The sequence below is a fragment of the Nocardioides renjunii genome (assembly GCF_034661175.1).
In the GTDB taxonomy this organism is placed as follows: Bacteria; Actinomycetota; Actinomycetes; order Propionibacteriales; family Nocardioidaceae; genus Nocardioides; species Nocardioides renjunii.
Genome location: NZ_CP141058.1, coordinates 2,729,263 through 2,748,713, shown reverse-complemented (window position 1 = coordinate 2,748,713; position 19,451 = coordinate 2,729,263). Strand labels below are relative to the sequence as shown.

Annotated in this window: 19 protein-coding genes; all 19 read left to right on the top strand. The window is 73.0% G+C overall.

Annotated elements, in window-relative coordinates; translation table 11 throughout:
* The first annotated feature begins 253 nt into the window (after nt 1-253).
* The 19 genes from mraZ (at nt 254) to SHK17_RS13020 (ending at nt 19,381) form a co-directional block, all read left to right on the top strand.
* Nucleotides 254-682 carry a division/cell wall cluster transcriptional repressor MraZ gene (gene mraZ, locus SHK17_RS13110; RefSeq protein WP_172274159.1) on the top strand — a complete coding sequence of 143 codons (429 nt, stop codon included), beginning with the start codon at nt 254-256 and terminating at the stop codon, nt 680-682.
* A gap of 282 nt (nt 683-964) precedes the next feature.
* A complete protein-coding gene (locus SHK17_RS13105) occupies nt 965-1,126 on the top strand; it encodes a hypothetical protein (protein WP_172274162.1) in 162 nt (53 codons plus the stop codon).
* A gap of 13 nt (nt 1,127-1,139) precedes the next feature.
* The gene (gene rsmH, locus SHK17_RS13100; RefSeq protein WP_322425457.1) at nt 1,140-2,129 is read left to right on the top strand and encodes a 16S rRNA (cytosine(1402)-N(4))-methyltransferase RsmH; all 990 of its coding nucleotides are present in this window, start codon (nt 1,140-1,142) and stop codon (nt 2,127-2,129) included.
* Nucleotides 2,126-2,719 carry a hypothetical protein gene (locus SHK17_RS13095; RefSeq protein ID WP_322919501.1) on the top strand — a complete coding sequence of 198 codons (594 nt, stop codon included), beginning with the start codon at nt 2,126-2,128 and terminating at the stop codon, nt 2,717-2,719. Before rsmH ends, SHK17_RS13095 begins: the two co-directional genes overlap by 4 nt.
* Nucleotides 2,720-2,850: 131 nt before the next feature.
* Nucleotides 2,851-4,578, top strand: coding sequence for a peptidoglycan D,D-transpeptidase FtsI family protein (locus tag SHK17_RS13090; RefSeq protein WP_322919500.1), 1,728 nt, complete (start codon nt 2,851-2,853; stop codon nt 4,576-4,578).
* 17 nt (nt 4,579-4,595) lie between these two features.
* Nucleotides 4,596-6,155: a UDP-N-acetylmuramoyl-L-alanyl-D-glutamate--2,6-diaminopimelate ligase gene (locus SHK17_RS13085; RefSeq protein ID WP_449867022.1), complete on the top strand. Its 1,560-nt coding sequence runs from the start codon at nt 4,596-4,598 to the stop codon at nt 6,153-6,155.
* A complete protein-coding gene (locus SHK17_RS13080; RefSeq protein ID WP_322919499.1) occupies nt 6,152-7,546 on the top strand; it encodes a UDP-N-acetylmuramoyl-tripeptide--D-alanyl-D-alanine ligase in 1,395 nt (464 codons plus the stop codon). Before SHK17_RS13085 ends, SHK17_RS13080 begins: the two co-directional genes overlap by 4 nt.
* A complete protein-coding gene (mraY, locus tag SHK17_RS13075; protein WP_322425454.1) occupies nt 7,543-8,655 on the top strand; it encodes a phospho-N-acetylmuramoyl-pentapeptide-transferase in 1,113 nt (370 codons plus the stop codon). Before SHK17_RS13080 ends, mraY begins: the two co-directional genes overlap by 4 nt.
* Complete coding sequence (gene murD, locus SHK17_RS13070) at nt 8,648-10,171, top strand: UDP-N-acetylmuramoyl-L-alanine--D-glutamate ligase (protein WP_172274183.1); 1,524 nt, start codon at nt 8,648-8,650, stop codon at nt 10,169-10,171. Before mraY ends, murD begins: the two co-directional genes overlap by 8 nt.
* Nucleotides 10,172-10,193: 22 nt before the next feature.
* A complete protein-coding gene (gene ftsW / locus SHK17_RS13065) occupies nt 10,194-11,552 on the top strand; it encodes a putative lipid II flippase FtsW (RefSeq protein ID WP_172274186.1) in 1,359 nt (452 codons plus the stop codon).
* A gap of 10 nt (nt 11,553-11,562) precedes the next feature.
* Nucleotides 11,563-12,654, top strand: coding sequence for an undecaprenyldiphospho-muramoylpentapeptide beta-N-acetylglucosaminyltransferase (gene murG, locus SHK17_RS13060; RefSeq protein ID WP_322919498.1), 1,092 nt, complete (start codon nt 11,563-11,565; stop codon nt 12,652-12,654).
* Nucleotides 12,651-14,063: a UDP-N-acetylmuramate--L-alanine ligase gene (murC, locus tag SHK17_RS13055; RefSeq protein ID WP_322919496.1), complete on the top strand. Its 1,413-nt coding sequence runs from the start codon at nt 12,651-12,653 to the stop codon at nt 14,061-14,063. The genes murG and murC overlap by 4 nt, the downstream gene beginning before the upstream one ends.
* Entirely contained in the window at nt 14,064-14,798 is a 735-nt protein-coding gene (locus tag SHK17_RS13050; RefSeq protein WP_322919495.1) for a cell division protein FtsQ/DivIB, read from the top strand.
* 248 nt (nt 14,799-15,046) lie between these two features.
* Nucleotides 15,047-16,252, top strand: coding sequence for a cell division protein FtsZ (gene ftsZ / locus SHK17_RS13045; RefSeq protein ID WP_172274198.1), 1,206 nt, complete (start codon nt 15,047-15,049; stop codon nt 16,250-16,252).
* Nucleotides 16,253-16,262: 10 nt separating this feature from the next.
* Nucleotides 16,263-16,958 carry a polyphenol oxidase family protein gene (locus SHK17_RS13040; RefSeq protein WP_322919494.1) on the top strand — a complete coding sequence of 232 codons (696 nt, stop codon included), beginning with the start codon at nt 16,263-16,265 and terminating at the stop codon, nt 16,956-16,958.
* Nucleotides 16,955-17,662, top strand: a complete 708-nt coding sequence (locus tag SHK17_RS13035) for a YggS family pyridoxal phosphate-dependent enzyme (protein WP_322919493.1) — start codon at nt 16,955-16,957, stop codon at nt 17,660-17,662. The genes SHK17_RS13040 and SHK17_RS13035 overlap by 4 nt, the downstream gene beginning before the upstream one ends.
* A 61-nt stretch (nt 17,663-17,723) precedes the next feature.
* The gene (locus tag SHK17_RS13030) at nt 17,724-18,209 is read left to right on the top strand and encodes a cell division protein SepF (RefSeq protein ID WP_172274207.1); all 486 of its coding nucleotides are present in this window, start codon (nt 17,724-17,726) and stop codon (nt 18,207-18,209) included.
* Between the two features lie 14 nt (nt 18,210-18,223).
* Complete coding sequence (locus SHK17_RS13025) at nt 18,224-18,517, top strand: YggT family protein (protein WP_172274210.1); 294 nt, start codon at nt 18,224-18,226, stop codon at nt 18,515-18,517.
* A 111-nt stretch (nt 18,518-18,628) separates the two neighbouring features.
* On the top strand, nt 18,629-19,381 hold the full coding sequence (locus tag SHK17_RS13020) for a DivIVA domain-containing protein (RefSeq protein WP_172274213.1): 753 nt from the start codon (nt 18,629-18,631) through the stop codon (nt 19,379-19,381).
* The last annotated feature ends 70 nt before the right edge of the window (nt 19,382-19,451 follow it).

The following is a 19,451-nucleotide window of genomic DNA, read 5'->3' as shown; positions in this document are numbered from 1 at the left end:
CTTCGCCCCACCACCGGGTGCCCTTTCTCTCCACCGGCGCTCCACCACGGCCCTGCTGAGCGTGGATCGGGGCGGTTCCACGCTCGACGAGGGCTGCCGTCGGGCAGCGACGGACCGACGCGTCCGACCTGACAACGCGCAAATTGCCGCCGGAGACACGCTCGATCTGGTTGACGGTGGAGCGAAGTGGAGTACTGTGGTGCGAAGTGGGGGACAGGGTCGATCTTCCCGCCGAGCAAGGGGGAGGTGCCGGATGTTCTTCGGCACCTACACGCCCAAGCTCGACGAGAAGGGACGCCTCTTCCTCCCCGCCAAGTTCAGGGACGAGCTGACGGAGGGACTCGTGGTGACCAGGGGGCAGGAGCGCTGCCTCACTGTCTGGTCGCTGGAGGACTTCGGCCGGCTCACCGACCGGCTCCGCGAGGCGCCGGTCACCCAGAAGGGCACCCGTGACTACGTCCGCATGCTGTTCGCGGCCGCCAGCCAGGAGGTGCCCGACAAGCAGGGCCGGATCAACATCCCGGCACCCCTGCGCGAGTACGCCTCGCTCCGCAAGGAGTGCGTCGTCATCGGCTCGATGAACCGGATCGAGATCTGGGACCCCGCAGCCTGGGCGGCCTACTCCGAGGAGCAGGAGCAGAAGTTCTCCGAGCTCAGCGACGAGGTCTTCCCCGGGATCTGAGCAGGACCCGCACCACAACTCCACAGCTGACATCGGACCCGCATCACCAGGTCTCGAGCCCGCTCCCTCGCGTGGCCATCTGGGGCACTTCCCCGGCACCAGAGGGCACCTCATGCCAGGGAGCGGGCAGGGACCTGGTGCGGCGGCTCACCTCGTGCCACCCGGCGGGGAGTGTCAGCCGCACCGCCATCACCAGCAGCACCCCGGCAACAAACCCAGCACCAGCCAGCAGCAGCCAGCAGCATCCAGCACCAACCAGCACCTTTGAGTGGGGTCGAGACCATGAGCACCACCCAGCCCTGGGCACGCACGTCGGCGGCGCCGCCGCTGCGGGTGCGCGACCAGGCGCGCGCGGCGGCCGTCCTCATCGCGTTCTCCGCTGCCACGGCCTCCTGCCTGGCGCTGGCGCTCCTCGTGCTCATGCACCTGGGACACCAGGGCTGAGCCGGGCCGGACGATGACGACTCCCCGCCACGCCCCGGTGCTCCTCGACCGGGTCGTCGCCCTGCTGGCGCCTGCCCTCGAGCACCCCGGGTCGGTCTACGTCGACTGCACGCTCGGCCTCGGCGGCCACAGCGAGGCCGTGCTCGAGCGGCTCCCCGAGGCCCGGGTCATCGGCATCGACCGCGATCCGACGGCGCTGGAGATGTCGACCGAGCGGCTCGCGGCCCACGGTGACCGCTTCACGGCAGTGCACGCCGTCTACGACGAGCTCCCGGAGGTGGTCGCCTCCCTCGGGCTCGACCACGTCGACGCGGTGTTCTTCGACCTCGGGGTCTCCTCGATGCAGCTCGACGTGCGCGAGCGCGGCTTCGCCTACGCCGAGGACGCCCCGCTGGACATGCGGATGGACCCCACCACGGGACCCACGGCCGCGGACCTGCTCAACACGGCCACCGCCCAGGAGCTGACCCGCATCCTGCGCGAGTACGGCGAGGAGAAGTTCGCCAGCAGGATCGCCCGCGAGGTCGTACGTCGACGCGACACCACGCCGTTCGCGACCAGCGCGGACTTGGTCGAGCTGCTCTACGCCACCATCCCGGCTCCGGCGCGGCGTACCGGTGGGCACCCCGCCAAGCGGACCTTCCAGGCGCTGCGGATGGCGGTCAACGACGAGCTCGCCGTGCTCCGGCGGGCCGTCCCCGCCTCGATCGAGGTCATCGGCGTCGGCGGCCGGGTGGTCGTGGAGTCCTACCACTCCCTCGAGGACCGCCTGGTCAAGCGGGCCTTCGCCGACGCGACCCGGCTTGACGTGCCGCCCGACCTCCCGTTCGTCCCCGAGGGCGCCGAGCCGGCCTTGCGGCTGGTCACCCGCGGCGCCGAGCAGGCCGACGTGCACGAGGTCGAGCAGAACCCCCGGGCGGCCTCGGTCCGCCTGCGCGCCGTCGAGCGCGTCCGTCCCCCTTCCCCCGCCTCCCGCCACCTTCCCCATGGAGCCGTCAGATGAGCAGTCCCGCACTGCAGCCGAGGACCCGGGTCACCCGGATCGCCCAGGAGGCTGTCGACAAGGCCCGCCTCACCGTCGTCCCGCGGGTGCGCACGCGCGCCCCCCGGGTGCCGTTCGTGACCCTCGTCAGCCTGGTCCTCGTCGGTGGGATCGTGGGACTGCTCCTGTTCAACACCTCGATGCAGCAGGCCTCCTTCACGGCGTCCGCGCTGGAGAACCAGGCCGACACGCTGGCCGCCCGCGAGCAGACGCTGCGCATGGAGCTCGACGAGCTGCGCGACCCCCAGCGGGTGGCGCTGGAGGCCCAGCAGATGGGCATGGTCATCCCGACTGCGCCAGTCTTCCTCGACCTCGAGACCGGGGAGACGAGCGGCGTGCGCACGCCGGCGACGCGGGAGAACGCCATCCAGCTGCTGCCCCCCGCGCCCATCAAGCCCAAGGTTCTCGCACCGGACCCGACCATCGTCGAGGTGCCGGCCACCACGACCACCACCACGGACACGACCACCACGACCGGCACGACCGGCACGACCGGCACGACCGATGTCACGAACAGGAACAAGCAGGGTCGCAAGAACCGCGACCGCTGACGGCGCGGTCGCGCGGATCCGCGCGGCAGCCGACCTAGATTTCGACCGAGCCCGGGACGCACCCGGGCCCTGACCCAGGGAGACCAGTGCCGAGCACCCGCACCAGGCGTGGCGCCTCTCGCGGCGCACCCATGCTGCGACTGCGCGTCGGGTTCGTCCTCATCGCGATGGTCCTCTCCTTCTTCGGCGCGCGGCTGGTGCAGCTGCAGGGCATGGACCCCCAGTCGTACGCCGTCCGCGCCGCGGCCGAGGGGGCCGTCCGGGTCCCGCTGGCCGCCGAGCGCGGCGACATCCTCGACCGCAACGGCGTCCCGCTCGCCGGCTCGATCAAGGGCAAGATGGTCGTCGCCGACCCGGCCCTCACCGCCGCGCAGGCGCCCGAGCTGGCCCGGCTGCTGTCCGACCGGCTCTCCGTCGACTACTTCCGCACGCTGACCGCGCTGCGCGGCCGCCAGGAGGGCAGCCGCTACGAGTACGTTGCCCGGCGGGTGCCGAGCACGCTCGCGACCGACACCCTCGAGGTGCTCGACGACGCCGGCTTCGAGGGCATCAGCCTGCAGGACGACCCGATCCGTGACTACCCGGCCGGCGACGTCGCGGCCAACCTGGTCGGCTACATGGGCACCGACGAGCCGCTGGGCGGGTTCGAGCGCACCTTCGACGAGCAGCTCGCCGGCGTCGACGGCGAGGCGACGTGGCAGTCCAACTCCGGCAAGGGCGTGCGCATCCCGCTGCGCGAGAGCACGCTGAAGGCCGCGCAGAACGGCGCCCCGCTGCGCACCACCATCGACCGCGACCTGCAGTGGTTCACCCAGAAGGTGCTGGCCCAGGCGGTCCAGCAGTACCGCGCCGAGAGCGGCTCGGCGATCGTCCTGGACACCCGCACCGGCGAGACGCTGGCGCTGGCCGACGTCCCCACCTTCGACGCCAACGAGCCCACCGAGGCGCCCGAGGAGGACCTCGGGTCCCGCGCGCTCAACGACACCTACGAGCCCGGGTCGGTGCAGAAGGTCCTCACCGCGTCGGCCCTCATCGACGCCGGCAAGGCGTTCCCGCGGCAGCGGTTCAAGGTGCCCCCGAGCCTGGCCCGCCAGGACCGCGTCATCGGTGACTGGTTCGACCACGGCAACATCCGCCTGACCCTGGCCGGGATCATCGCCCAGTCGTCCAACATCGGCACCGTCCTCGCCGCCGACGCCTTCTCGCCCATCGAGCTCGTGGACTACCTCCAGCGCTTCGGCCTCGGCCAGCGCACCGACATCGGCGTGCGGGGCGAGACGGCCGGCATCCTGACGCCCGGCGAGGCGATGACGTCGCAGACCAAGGACCGCGTCGCCTTCGGCCAGTCCCTGTCGGTCAACGTCGCCCAGATGGCCGCCGCGGTGAACACCATCGCCAACGGCGGCGTCCGGGTCTCGCCCAGCCTCATCGCCGGCTCCGCGGTCACCGACGACGGCGTCACCGTCGGCACCGACGTGGCCACCCGCACCCGGGTGGTCAGCAAGGCTGCCGCCCGTGCGACCGCGCGGATGATGGAGAAGGTCGTCGACCCCGAGGACGGGGTGGCGCCTGGCGCGCAGGTGCCCGGCTACCTCGTCGCCGGCAAGACAGGCACCGCCCAGCGGGTCGCTGCGGACTGCGGCTGCTACGACGGCAGCACGTCGGTCTCCTTCGGCGGCTTCGCGCCCGCCGACGACGCCCGGTTCACCGTCTACGTGGTCGTCCACGCCCCGGAGGTCGACGGCGGCGGCGGCTCGATCGCCGGTCCCGTGTTCTCCCGGGTCATGGGCTACGTGCTCGGCCGCTACGGCGTCGAGCCGACCGACGGCAAGCCCTCCCGCCTCCCCGTCGAGTGGTGAGTCGATACCCTCGCTCGGTGGACCGCCCAGTGGACCCGCGCGAGGAGGTCGTGCCCCCGACCCGACCGCGTCGCACCCCCTCGACGGCCGCGAGCGAGCTGGCCGCCTGGATCGCCGAGACGACCGAGGTGGCCGCCCACGGCGACCTCGACGTGCCGGTCTCCGGGATCTCGCTCAGCACCGCCCGCGTCCGGCCCGGTGACCTGTACGCCGCCCTCCCGGGCGCCCGCGCCCACGGTGCGGACTACGCCGCCGAGGCGCTGTCCGCGGGCGCCGTGGCCGTCCTCACCGACCGCGCGGGGCTCGACCTGCTCCCGCCGGGCACGCCCGCGCTCGTCGTACCCGAGCCGAGGCGGGTGCTCGGTCGCCTGGCCGCCCGGCTCTACGGCGAGCCCGCGACGGACCTGCGGGTCATCGGCGTCACCGGCACGCAGGGCAAGACCACCACGACCCGTATCCTCGAGCAGGGGCTGACCGCGTCCGGCGTGACGTCCGCGGTGATCGGCACCGTCGGCACCCGCATCGCCGGCGAGGACGTGCAGACCCAGCTGACGACGCCCGAGGCGCCCGACCTGCACGGCCTGTTCGCGGTGATGCGCGAGCGGGGCGTCGACACCTGCGCCATGGAGGTCTCCAGCCACGCGCTCGTGATGGGCCGCGTGGACGGCGTGGTGTTCGACGTCGCCGCCTTCCTCAACCTGGGCCGTGACCACCTCGACTTCCACCGCGACGTCGACGACTACTTCGCCGCCAAGGCGAGCCTGTTCACCCCGGAGCGCGCTGCACAGGGCCTGACCAACCTCGACGACGAGCACGGCCGGCGGCTGCTGGACGTGGCGACGATCCCGATGTCGACCTTCTCCACCGAGGGCCGCGACGCGGACTGGCGGGCGGTCGACGTCGCGCTGGCGCCGTCGGGGGCGACCTTCACCGTCGTCGGCCCCGGCGTCACGGTGCCGGCGGCGGTCCGCGTCCCGGGCGCCTTCAACGTGTCCAACGCGCTGGCGGCGATCGCCTCGGCCGCCCTCGCCGGGCTCGACCCGCGGACGGTCGCCGACGGCATCGCACGCGTCGGCGGTGTGCCGGGCCGGCTGGAGCGGGTCGCGGCGGGCCAGGACTGGGCGGTGGTCGTCGACTACGCCCACAAGCCGGACGCCCTCGAGGCGGTGCTGGCCACGCTGCGGCCCCTCACCGAGGGCCGGGTGATCGTCGTGGTCGGCGCGGGCGGCGACCGCGACCGGGTCAAGCGACCGGTGATGGGGGAGATCGCCGCGCGGCTGGCCGACGTCGTGGTCGTCACCGACGACAACCCGCGCACCGAGGACCCCGCCGACATCCGCGCGGCCGTGCTCGAGGGCACCCGCGGCGGTGCCGCGGAGGTCCTCGAGGTCGGTGACCGCCGGCTGGCGATCCGCGAGGCACTGCGACGCGCCGCCCCCGGCGACGTGGTCCTCGTCGCGGGCAAGGGGCACGAGACCGGCCAGCAGGTCGGCAGCGAGGTGCATCCCTTCGACGACCGCGTCGTCGCCGCCGAGGAGATCCGGGCGCTGCTGACCGCCGCCGGGGAGCCCGCATGATCGAGATGACCCTGGCCGAGGTGGCCGACGTCGTGGGCGGCGAGGCGCACGGCGAGGCCGTCGTCACCGGGGCGGCGTTCATCGACACCCGCACCCCCGAGCCGGGCGGCCTCTTCGTGGCCGTCGCGGGCGAGCGCGTCGACGGCCACGACTTCGTGGTCGCGGCCGGTGGGGCCGGCGCCGTCGCGGTGCTGGGCAGCCGGCCGACCGAGCTGCCGACCGTCGTCGTCGACGACGTCGTGGCCGCCCTGGGGCTGCTGGCCCGGCACGTCGTCGACCGCCTGCCCGACGTGGTGGTGCTCGCCATGACCGGCTCCCAGGGCAAGACCGGCACGAAGGACTACCTCGCGCACGTCCTCTCGGAGGCGGGCCCGACCGTGGCGACGCGCGGCAACTTCAACAACGACCTCGGCGTGCCGCTCACGGTGCTCCGCGCGACGCCCGAGACCCGCTACCTCGTCGTGGAGATGGGCGCGCGCGGCGTGGGCCACATCGCCCGGCTCTGCGCCGTCGCGCCGCCGCACGTGGCAGCCGTGCTCAACGTCGGCACGGCGCACATCGGTGAGTTCGGCAGCCGCGAGGCGATCGCGCAGGCGAAGGGCGAGATCGTCGAGGCACTGCCGGCCGACGGCACCGCCGTGCTCAACGCCGACGACGAGCTCGTCGCCGCCATGGCCGCTCGCACCGACGCCACCGTGCGCACGTTCGGCGGCGAGGGCGCGGACGTGGCCGTCACCGCGGTGACCACCGACGAGCTGGGCCGCCAGTCGTTCGAGGTCCTCCACCGCGGTTCCGGCGCCACCGTGCACCTGGCCCAGGTGGGCGCGTTCCAGTGGCGCAACGCGGCAGCGGCCGCCGCCATGGCGCTCGCCGCCGGCCTCGACCTCGACACGGTGGCCGACTCCCTGGCGGACGCGGTGCCCGCGAGCCGCTGGCGGATGGAGGTCACCGAGCGCCCGGACGGGCTGGTCGTCCTCAACGACGCCTACAACGCCAACCCCGAGTCGATGCGGGCCGCCCTCGACACGCTCGCCGGCATCGGGTCGCGCAGCGGTCGTCGTACGGTCGCGGTGCTGGGGGAGATGTTCGAGCTCGGCGACGGCGGGGTCGCCGCACACCGCGGCGTGGGCACGTACGCCGCCGAGGTCGGCGTCGACGTCGTGCTCACCGTGGGCGACGGCGCGGGGCCGGTCTCCGAGGGCTTCGCGACCGCGGTGGCCCGGGGAGCCGGCGGGGGAGTGACGATCCCCACGGCGGGGCGTGACGAAGCGGCCGAGTGGCTGCGGCACAATGTCTCGGCTGCTGATGTCGTCCTGGTGAAGGCATCACGGGGGGCCTCGCTCGAACTCATCGCCGACGTCCTCCTCGAGGAAGGGAGTAGCACCACATGAGAGCCATCCTGTTCGGAGGAGGACTCTCCCTGCTGATCTCCCTCCTCGGCACGCGCTACGCCATCCGGTTCTTCACCCGGCAGGGCTTCGGCCAGCCGATCCGCGACGACGGGCCGACCACCCACCACGTCAAGCGCGGCACCCCGACCATGGGCGGGGCCGTCATCGTGCTCGCCACGGTCGTGGGCTACCTCGCCGCCAAGATCATCACCCAGCAGGCCCCCACCGCCTCGGCGATGCTCCTGCTGTTCCTCCTCGTCGGGCTCGGAGGCGTCGGCTTCCTCGACGACTTCCTCAAGGTGAGCCGCCAGCACAACCTCGGCCTGCGCAGCCGCGCGAAGGTCATCGGCCAGACCGTGGTGGCGGTCGTCTTCGGCTTCCTCGCGCTGTCGCCGATGCTCGAGGACGAGCGTGGCTGGCGACCGGCGTCCGACCACATCTCCTTCATCCGCGACTACGAGCGGTTCGCGCTCCCGACGATCGTCGCCATCCTGCTCGTGTGGGTGATCGTCACCGGCGCCAGCAACGCGGTGAACCTCGCCGACGGCCTGGACGGGCTGGCCACCGGCGCGAGCATCCTGGTCTTCGCCGCCTACACGCTGGTCAACATCTGGCAGAACAGCCAGTCCTGCGCCATCGAGGCGGGTCCCAAGTGCTACGAGGTGCGCGACCCGCTCGACCTCGCCGTCGTCGCGGCGGCGCTGACCGGCGCCTGCTTCGGCTTCCTGTGGTGGAACGCCTCGCCCGCCCAGATCATGATGGGCGACACCGGCTCCCTCGCCCTCGGCGGCGCCATGGCCGGCTTCGCGATCATGACCCGCACCGAGCTGCTGCTGCTCATCATCGGCGGCCTCTTCGTGGTCATCACGCTCTCGGTGATGATCCAGGTGTCCGTCTTCAAGGTCAGCCGCGCGAGCGGGCTCTTCCGCAGCATCTTCAAGGTCCAGCCCGGCTACCGCGTCTTCCGCATGACGCCCCTGCACCACCACTTCGAGATGCTCGGCTGGGAGCAGGTCACCATCGTGATCCGCTTCTGGATCGTCACCGGCCTCACCGTGGCCACCGGCCTGGGCATCTTCTACGCCGAGTGGGTCGCGGGCATTGGCTGACGGGCCCGCCCCGGACGTGGAGTCGCTCGGCCGCGGCAGCGACTGGTCCGGCGTACGCGTCGTGGTCGCCGGCTTCGGTGTCTCCGGCTACGCCGCCGCCGACAACCTGCTGTTCCTCGGCGCCCGGGTGACGGCGCTCGACGAGGCGACCAGCGAGGCGAAGGCCGAGAAGGCCGAGCTCCTCGAGACCCTCGGCGCCACCGTCCGCCTCGGACCCGGCGAGACCGCGGTCCTCCCCGACGACGTCGACCTCGTCGTCACCTCGCCCGGCTGGCGTCCGACCGCCCCGCTGCTCGCGCAGGCGGCCGAGCGGGGGATCCCGGTGTGGGGCGAGGTGGAGCTGGCCTGGCGGCTGCGCGACCCTGCCACCGCCGCGCCGTGGCTGGCCGTCACGGGCACCAACGGCAAGACGACGACGGTGCAGATGCTCCGCTCGATCCTGGGCGCCGCCGGGCTGCGCGCCGCCGCCGTCGGCAACGTCGGCATGCCGATCGTCGAGGCCGTGATGGACCCCGAGCCCTACGACGTCCTGGCCGTCGAGCTCTCCAGCTTCCAGCTCCACTACACCTGGTCGATGTCGGCGGAGTCCGCCGTCGTCCTCAACGTCGCCGAGGACCACCTCGACTGGTACGACGACGAGCCCGGGGGACCGACGGGCATGGAGCAGTACGCCGCCGACAAGGCGCGGATCTACGAGCGGGTGCAGCGCGCCTGCGTCTACAACCTCGCCGACCCCGCGACCGAGGAGATGGTGCGCGAGGCCGACGTGGTCGAGGGTGCCCGCGCGGTCGGGTTCACGCTCGGGACGCCGTCGTCGGGCGACGTGGGGATCGTGGAGGACCTGCTGGTGGACCGCGCGTTCATCGAGGAGCGCGCCACCAGTGCGGCGGAGCTGTGCACGCTCGCCGACCTCGCCTCGTCGGCACCGCACTACGTCGCCAACGCGCTCGCGGCCGCTGCCCTCGCCCGGGCCCACGGCGTGAGCCAGCAGGCGGTCCGCGACGGACTGCGCGACTTCCGGCCCGACGGGCACCGGATCGCGCACGTCGCAGCGGCCGACGGCGTCGACTGGGTCGACGACTCCAAGGCGACCAACCCGCACGCCGCCCAGTCCTCGCTCAGCGCCTACGACTCCGTGGTCTGGGTGGCGGGCGGGCTCGCCAAGGGCGCCCGCTTCGACGACCTGGTGGTCGCGGTGCGCGACCGGTTGCGGGGCGTGGTGCTGCTCGGCCGGGACCGGCAGGTGGTCGCCGACGCTCTTTCGCGACACGCGCCCGATGTGCCGGTCATCGATGTGGGTGCCGACGAGACTGGGGATCCGATGGAGCGCGTGGTCGACGCCGCCGCCGGGCTCGCCAGGTCCGGGGACACCGTGTTGCTGGCGCCGGGGTGCGCGTCCATGGACATGTTCACCGACTACGGCGCGCGCGGCGACGCGTTCGCCGCGGCGGTGCACCGCAGGATCGCCCGCGGCGGTCCCGCGCCCGACCAGACGCCCGACCAGACGCCCGACTAGACGCCCGAGGGGGACCGCGACGATGACGACCGTGGACCCCGAGGACGTCGTCGGGCCGAAGGTCCGCGCGCCGCTGGGCTCGGGGGTCGTCGCCGGCTGGCGGTCGTTGCGCGAGGCGCTCGACAAGCCGCTCGCGTCCTACTACCTCCTCGTCGGCGCCTCCGCGCTGCTGCTCACCATCGGTCTCATCATGGTCCTCAGCGCGTCGAGCGTGCGGTCCTACCTCACCTACGACGACTCCTACGCCGTCGTGAAGCGCCAGCTGGTGTGGGTGGCCGTCGGCCTCCCGTGCGCCTGGGTCGCCTCCCGGATCCCGGTCAAGCACGTGCGCCGCCTGGCCTACCCCAGCTTCCTCTTCGCGCTGGTGCTGCTCGCCCTGGTGGCGCGCTTCGGCGTGGTGATCAACGGCAACAAGAACTGGCTGGCGATCGGCCCCTTCACCATGCAGCCCGCCGAGGTCGCCAAGCTCGCGATCGTGCTGTGGGCGGCCAACATCTACGCCCACAAGGAGCGGCGGCTGCGCGAGCTGCACCACCTGCTCGTGCCCGTGGTGCCGGGGCTCTTCGCCGTCATCACCCTGGTCCTGGTGGGCCGCGACCTCGGCACCGCGATGGTGCTCGCCGCCATCCTGCTCGGGATGCTGTGGGTGGTCGGCGCGCCCCTGCGGCTCTTCGGCCTCAGCCTCTCCGTCCTCGGCGTCGCAGCCGTCGCCCTGGCCGCGACCGACCCCGAGCGCCTCGAGCGCATCACGCACTTCACCGACCCGTTCAAGGACTACACCGACGCCGGCTGGCAGCCCGCCCACGGGCTCTACGCCCTCTCGAGCGGCGGCTGGTTCGGCCAGGGCATCGGCGCCTCGACCCAGAAGTGGGGCGACCTCCCGGAGGCGCACACCGACTTCATCTTCGCCGTGCTCGGCGAGGAGCTCGGCCTGGTCGGCACGCTGCTCGTCATCGGGCTGTTCTTCACCATCGCCTACGCCGCGATCCGGGTCGCCCACAGCACGCAGGACCCGTTCGTCCGCTACGCCACCTTCGGCATCGTCGTGTGGCTGCTCGGGCAGATGATGATCAACGTCGGCATGGTGCTCGCCGTGCTCCCGGTCATCGGCATCCCGCTCCCGATCGTCTCCTACGGCGGCTCGGCGCTCCTGCCGTCGCTGGTCGCCCTCGGCCTGGTCATCGGCTTCGCCCGGCGCGAGCCCGAGGCCGCGGCCGCCCTGGCGGCACGCCGGCGCAACCGCTCCGCCGGACTGTCCGCCGCCACCGCGACGACCGCGACCACCTCGGCCCCGACCCCGGTCCCCGCCTCAGCCGCCACCTCAGCCACCACCTCCTCGCCCGCGTCCGCCGGCCCCGTCCCTCCCGACGGCCCCCGCTAGATTTGCCCCGATGCGCGTCCTTCTCGCCGGCGGCGGCTCCGCCGGCCACACCTCGCCCCTGCTCGCCACCGCCGACGCCCTGCGCCGGCTGGACCCCGCCACCGAGGTGACCTGCCTCGGCACCCGCGAGGGGCTCGAGGCGCGCCTGGTCCCGGAGGCGGGGCTGCCGCTCGAGGTCGTCCCGCGGGTGCCGCTGCCGCGCCGCCCCGGCCCCGACCTGCTGCGTACGCCGGCGCGGTTGCGCGCCGCCCGCGCCGCCGCCATCGCGATCGTCGACCGGGTGCGCCCCGACGTCGTCGTCGGCTTCGGGGGCTACGTCTCCGTGCCGGCCTACCTGGCGGCTCGCAAGCGCGGCCTGCCGATCGTCGTCCACGAGGGCAACGCGATCGCCGGCGTGGCCAACCGGCTGGGCGCCCGGATGACCACCCACGTCGCCACCAGCTTCCCCGGCACCGCCCTGCCGCACGCCGTGTGCACCGGGCTGCCGATCCGCCGGCTCATCTCCACGATGGACCGGGCCGCCTTGCGCGAGGAGGCCCTCGCCGCCTTCGGGCTGCGCGCCGACCTGCCCACCCTGCTGGTGACCGGTGGCTCCCAGGGAGCTGCCCGGATCAACGCCGCCGCCTCCGGTGCCGCTCCCGCCCTCGCGGCGGCCGGGGTGCAGGTGCTCCACATCGTCGGCCCCAAGCACGAGCTCACCGTGGAGCAGGGCGACGTCCCCTACGTCGTGCTCAACTACGTCGACCGCATGGACCTGGCCTATGCCGCCGCCGACGCGGTGCTGTGCCGCTCCGGCAGCAACACCGTCACGGAGGTCTCCGGGGTGGGCCTGCCCGCCGTCTACGTCCCGCTCCCGATCGGCAACGGCGAGCAGTCGCTCAACGCCCGTCCGGTGGTCGACGCCGGAGGCGGCCTGCTCGTGGCCGACGAGGCGCTGACCCCGGAGTGGGTCGCCGCCAGCGTGCCCGGGCTGCTCACCGACGCCGAGCGGCTCGCCACCATGGGGTCGGCCGCCAGGGGCGTGATCCCGCTCGACGCCGACGAGAAGCTGGCCCGGATGGTCCTCGACGCCGGCGCGTCCCGCGCGAGGAGCGGCTCGTGAGGATCCCGGTTCCCGACGAGATCCTCCCGGCCGCCGAGCTAGGTCGCGTCCACTGCGTCGGCATCGGTGGCGCAGGGATCTCCGCGATCGCCCGCATCATGGCCCGCCATGGGATCACGGTCACGGGCAGCGACGACCACGACACCCCGTTCCTGCCGGCGCTGCGCGAGCTCGGCGTCACCTGCCACCTCGGCTACGACGCCGCCCACGTCGGCGACGCCGACACGCTCGTGGTCACGACCGCCGCCCGCGACGACAACCCCGAGGTCGTGGAGGCCCGCCGGCGGGGGCTGCGCGTGCTGCCGCGGTCCGCCGGCCTCGCCGCGGTGATGGCCGGCTCCCGCGTCCTCGCCGTGGCCGGCACGCACGGCAAGACGACGACCACCGGGTTGCTGACCTCGGCGCTGCTCGCGGCCGGCGTCGACCCGTCGTACGCCGTGGGCGGTGTGCTGACCGCCACCGGACGCAACGCCGACTCCGGCGCCGACGACCTCTTCGTCGCCGAGGCCGACGAGAGCGACGGCGCGTTCCTGGTCTACCGCCCCCACGCCGCGATCGTCACCAACGTCGAGGCCGACCACCTCGACAACTGGGGCACCGAGGAGGCCTACCACCGGGCCTTCGAGGAGTTCGCCGACACCGTCGACCGATCGGGCTTCCTCGTCTGCGTCCTCGACGACGCCGGCGCTGCCGAGCTCGCCCGGCAGGCCCGGACGCAGGGCCTCGAGGTGATCACCGTGGGGGAGTCCGCCGACGCCGACCTGCGCATCCACGACCTGGCCCTCGACGGCTCCACCTCCACCTGCCGGGTCTCCCGGGCCGGCACCGACCTCGGTGTGCTGCGGCTCCGGATCCCCGGGCGGCACTACGTCCTCGACGCCGCCGCGGCCCTCGCCATGGGCCTGCGTCTCGGCCTGCCCTTCGACGCGCTGGTCGACGGGCTCGGCGGGTTCACCGGCACCGGGCGCCGGATGGAGCTCAAGGGCGAGGCAGCGGGCGTGCGCGTCTACGACTCCTACGCCCACCACCCCGTCGAGATCCGCGGCGACCTCGAGGCCGCTCGAGCCCTCGCCGGGGAGGGCCGTGTGGTCGCCGCGTTCCAGCCGCACCTGGTCTCGCGCACCCGCATCTTCGGCGAGGCGATGGGCGTCGCGCTCGGTGCCGCCGACGAGGTCGTCGTCCTCGACGTCTACGTCGCGCGCGAGGACGCCGACCCGGAGGTCACCGGGCTCCTCGTCGCGGACGCCGTACCCCTGCCCGCGCAGCACGTCACCTACGTCGACGGCCTCGGCGCGGCCGCGCAGGTGCTCGCCGAGCGGTCCCGGCCCGGCGACCTGGTCATCACCCTCGGCGCGGGCGACATCACGGGGGTCGGACCCCGGGTGCTCGACCTGCTCGGCGGTGCCTGAGTGGAGCCGGAGGAGCGCACCGCGAGGCGCACGCGGCGGCGCTTCGCGCGCCGGCAGTGGGCACGACGCTGGCTCTCGCTGCGCAAAGTCCTGGCCCTGCTCGTGGTGCTCGCGCTGCTCGGGACCTCGATCTACCTCGTCCTCTTCTCCACCGTCCTGCAGGTCAAGAAGGTGCAGGTCGTCGGCAACGACCTCCTCAGCGACGCGCGCGTGCGCGAGATCGCCGACGTCCCGCTCGGCGACCAGCTGGCCCTCGTGGACCTCGCGCGCGCGGACAGCCGCGTCGGCTCCCTCGCCGAGGTCAGGTCCGTCGACGTCACGCGCACCTGGCCCGACGCCGTCCGCATCGAGGTGGTCGAGCGCACGGCGGTCGCCGTCGTGGAGATCGCCGGTCGGCTGCGCGGCCTCGACGCCGAGGGCGTCGTCTTCCGCCAGTACGACGCCGCGCCCAAGGGCATGCCGCGCATTCGGCCCGGCGGAGCCGCGGGCACCGACGCGCTGAAGGAGGCCGCCACCGTCGTGTCGGCCCTCCCGCAGGACCTCGTCACCCGCGTCGATCACGTCGAGGTGGCGACCGTCGACCAGATCACCCTGGTCCTCCGCGACCGGCGCCGGGTGCTGTGGGGGAGCGCCGAGGAGTCCGGACTCAAGGCCCAGGTCATCGACCGGCTCCTCGCCGCCGAGCAGGCGCAGGTCTACGACGTGAGCGTCCCGGGGAACCCGACGGTCCGCTGACCCGCTCGACCCGGCGGGAATTCCTGTCCGACCCGCCACTGCCCGGCGTGTCCGGCAGGGTTTCGTCGTCGTCGCTCCCTAGGGTCTAGCGAAAGGCGAGGTTGACATAACTATAACCCTCAGGTTCACGGTTAGGGTTCCGCGAATCGAGGGCAGTGGTCCACCACCTCGTTCCTTCCCCAGGACACCAGCACCACGAAGCAGCAGCACAGACCAGCACAGACCCACTCAAGGAAGGCCCCGGAGCCGTGGCAGCAGCGCAGAACTACCTGGCGATCATCAAGGTCGTGGGCATCGGCGGCGGCGGCGTCAACGCCGTCAACCGGATGATCGAGGTCGGCCTCAAGGGCGTCGAGTTCATCGCGATCAACACCGACGCCCAGGCACTCCTCATGAGCGACGCCGACGTCAAGCTCGACATCGGCCGTGAGCTCACCCGCGGCCTCGGTGCCGGCGCCGACCCCGACGTGGGCGCGAAGGCGGCCGAGGACCACGCCGACGAGATCGAGGAGGTCATCAAGGGCGCCGACATGGTGTTCGTGACCGCCGGCGAGGGCGGCGGCACCGGCACCGGCGGCGCGCCCGTCGTGGCGCGGATCGCGCGCTCGCTCGGCGCGCTGACCATCGGCGTCGTGACCCGCCCGTTCGCCTTCGAGGGCCGGCGCCGTGCCAACTCCGCGGAGGAGGGCATCAGCCAGCTCCGTGAGGAGGTCGACACCCTCATCGTCATCCCCAACGACCGGTTGCTGTCGATCACCGACCGCAGCGTGTCGATCCTCGACGCCTTCAAGCAGGCCGACCAGGTGCTGCTGCAGGGTGTCTCGGGCATCACCGACCTGATCACCACCCCGGGCCTGATCAACCTCGACTTCGCCGACGTGAAGTCCGTGATGGCCAACGCCGGCTCGGCCCTGATGGGCATCGGCTCGGCGCGGGGTGAGGACCGTGCGGTCGCCGCGGCGGAGATGGCGGTGTCGAGCCCGCTGCTCGAGGCCAGCATCGAGGGCGCCCACGGCGTGCTGCTCTCCATCGCCGGCGGCTCGGACCTCGGCCTGTTCGAGATCAACGAGGCCGCCGCGCTCGTGTCCCAGGCCGCCCACGCCGAGGCCAACATCATCTTCGGTGCGACCATCGACGACGCCCTGGGCGACGAGGTGCGGGTGACCGTCATCGCCGCCGGGTTCGACGGCGGCATGCCCAAGCGCCGCTCCGACGGCAACGTGCTGCGCCAGGCCCAGCCGGCCCAGACGCAGGAGCAGACCCGCGCCGCGGCGCAGCAGCTCGCCACGAAGGCGCCGGCTCCCGCCCACAGCGGGTCGACGGCGGCCACGCCTGCGACCACGACCTTCGCGCCGTCGTCGCAGGAGAGCCAGCCGGCACCGGTCCAGCCCCGTCCCGCCAAGCAGGTCCAGTTCGACGACGACGACCTCGACGTGCCCGACTTCCTGAAGTGACACGACCACGGTGACCCTGCTGCACCACCGCGACCGGATCGAAGGCGACCTCGTGATCGAGGTCGCCTTCACCGACGTCTCCCTCAGCCTGGGCGACGCGGCTGCCGACGACGTGCGCGACGAGGCGCTCGCGCAGGTCGCGGAGGTCACCGGGGCGACGCCGGTCCTGATGCGCCAGGTGCACGGTGCCGACGTCGGGCTCGTGGCCGGCGGGGCGGCGGGTGAGCGGCAGACCTGCGACGCCCTCTGCACCTCGGAGCCGGGCGTCGCGCTGCTGGCCCGTGCCGCCGACTGCGTGCCGGTCCTGCTCGCCGACCCGGCCACGGGGTGGATCGCCGCGGTCCACAGCGGCCGCCCCGGGCTCGCCGCGGGTGTGGTCCCGGCCGCGGTCGCGGCCATCCGGTCGCGGGGCGGCGACCCGTCCGTCGCCTGGATCGGCCCGCACGTGTGCGGAGCCTGCTACGAGGTCCCCGCCGACCTCCAGGACGAGGTCGCCGCCGTCGTCCCCGAGGCGCGCTCCACGACGTCGTGGGGCACGCCCGCCCTCGACCTCGGCGCGGGCGTCCGCGCGCAGCTCGACGCCGCCGGCATCACCGACGTCCGCGCCGTCGACGTCTGCACCCGCGAGGACACGTCGTGGCCCTCGCACCGCCGCGACGGGTCCGCCTCGACCCGGTTCGCCGGCGTCGTCTGGAGCCACGCGTGAGCGCCCGCCGCGACGAGCTGGCCGCCAGCCTCGACGCCGTACGCCGTCGCATCGCGGTCGCGTGCACGGGGGCAGGGCGAGGGGAGGACGACGTCGCGCTCGTCGTCGTCACCAAGTTCTTCCCCGCCTCCGACGTCCGCCTGCTGGCCGATCTCGGCGTCACCGACGTGGGGGAGAACCGGCACCAGGAGGCGGAGGCCAAGGCGGCCGAGTGCGCCGACCTCGGCCTGCGCTGGCACTTCATCGGCGGCCTCCAGTCCAACAAGGCCGCCGCGGTCGCCCGCTACGCCGACGTGGTCGAGTCGCTCGACCGCGCCAAGCTCGTCGGACCGCTGTCGCGCGGGGCGCAGGCGCGCCCCGGTGGGGAGCAGGTCGACGTGCTCCTGCAGGTCAGCCTCGACCCGCCGGGGGCCGACCACCGCGCCGGCGCCGACCCAGACGACCTGGTCGAGCTGGGCCGGCGGGTGGACGACGCTGAGGGCCTGCAGCTGCGCGGCCTGATGGCGGTCGCGCCGCTGGGGCAGGACCCCGCCGACGCGTTCACCCGGCTCGCCGGGATGCGAGAGGCGTTCCTGCTCGAGCACCCCGGTGCGACCGAGCTCTCGGCCGGGATGAGCGGCGACCTGGAGGCCGCCATCGCGCACGGTGCGACACACGTGCGTGTCGGCTCCGCGGTCCTCGGTCCGAGGCCCCGGGTCCAGTAATGTCCACAACAGTCAACAGGTGTCCGGTCCCGGGCGCCAGGTCTAGCGGAGGATCTGTCTCATGAGCGGCGCGATGCGCAAGATCGGCGAGTACCTCGGCCTGCTCGAGGACACCGGCCACTACGACGACTACGACGGCGACAGCGAGACCACGACCCAGGAGGCTGTCGACCAGCGTCCGGTCCAGCGCGAGCGTCGCCCCGCCCCCGTGTCAGACCTCGCCGAGCGCCGTCGTCCGGCGCCGGTCCAGACAGGAGTCGTGGCCGAGTTGAGCCGCATCACCACGCTGCACCCCCGCAACTACAACGAGGCCCGCCTGGTCGGGGAGAACTACCGCGACGGCACGCCCGTCATCATGAACCTCAGCGAGATGGACGACAACGACGCCAAGCGCCTCGTCGACTTCGCCGCCGGCCTGATCTTCGCGACCCGCGGGTCCATCGAGCGGGTGACCAACAAGGTGTTCCTGCTCTCGCCGCCCAACGTCGCGGTGTCCGCCGAGGACAAGCAGCGGATCGCCGAGGACGGCTTCTTCAACCAGAGCTGAGCAACACTGTCACCGTGCAAGCCATCGGTCTGATCCTCTACACGATCCTCTTCGTCTTCATCGGGCTGCTCTGGATCCGCTTCGTCGTGGACTGGGTCCAGGTGTTCGCTCGGCAGTGGCAGCCGCGAGGTCCGCTGCTCGTGGCGCTCGAAGGCGTCTACTCCGCCACCGACCCGCCGATCGTCGCGCTGCGCCGCGTCGTGCCGCCGCTGCGCCTCGGCCAGGTGGCCCTCGACCTGAGCTTCCTGCTGGTGATGGTGGGAGCGTGGCTGCTGCTCCGGGTGGTCGCAGGAGTCTTCGGCGTCTGAGGTGTGAAACCATCCGTCACACGGGTCACTGTGCCCCGCGCGACTCCGGGCGCTATTGTCTCCTGACAGCAGAGCCACCGTCTTATCGATCGTGAAAGTTTGGGTGACGTCATGCCGCTGACGCCTGAGGACGTGAGCAACAAGCGCTTTACACCTGTGCGCCTCCGTGAGGGGTACGACATGGGTGAGGTGGACCAGTTCCTCGACGAGGTCGAGGCCGAGCTCGCCCGGCTCACCAAGGAGAACGACGACCTGCGCGCCAAGCTGTCGGCCGCGCAGTCCGGTGGATCCTCGGCGCCCGCTCCCGCCCCCATGTCGTTCGCGCCGTCGGCTCCCGAGCCGGAGCCGGAGCCCGAGCCCGAGCCGGAGCCCGTGGCTGCCGCGCCGGTCGCCGCGCCCCCCACGCAGACGGCGCGCGTCAGCAACATCGCCGATGCCTCCAACGCGGCCGCGCGCCTGCTCGAGATCGCCACGCGCAACGCCGACGAGCTCGTCGAGGACGCCAAGAACGAGGCGGACCGCATCGTCGGCTCCGCCCGCACCAAGGCCGACCGCCTCGAGGCCGAGGCCAAGACCAAGGCCGACCGCATGGAGGCCGACGCCCGTCAGCGCTCGCAGATGCTCGACTCGGAGACCGCCGAGCGCCGTCAGCAGATGTTCGGCGACCTGGAGAAGGAGCGCGACAAGCTCAACAGCGACGTCGAGACCCTGCGCCAGTTCGAGCGGGAGTACCGCTCGCGGCTCAAGACCTACTTCACGCAGCAGCTGGAGGCGCTCTCCAACGGCGCCGAGAGCCAGGCGCCCGTCGACAGCGGCACGGCGCCCAAGCGGCTCCGCTCCGTCCTCGGCGACGAGGAGAACTGACAGCTCCACCCACGCTCCGCTCGCGAGGACGACCGCCCCTTGGGGTGGTCGTTCTCGCATTTCGGCGAGC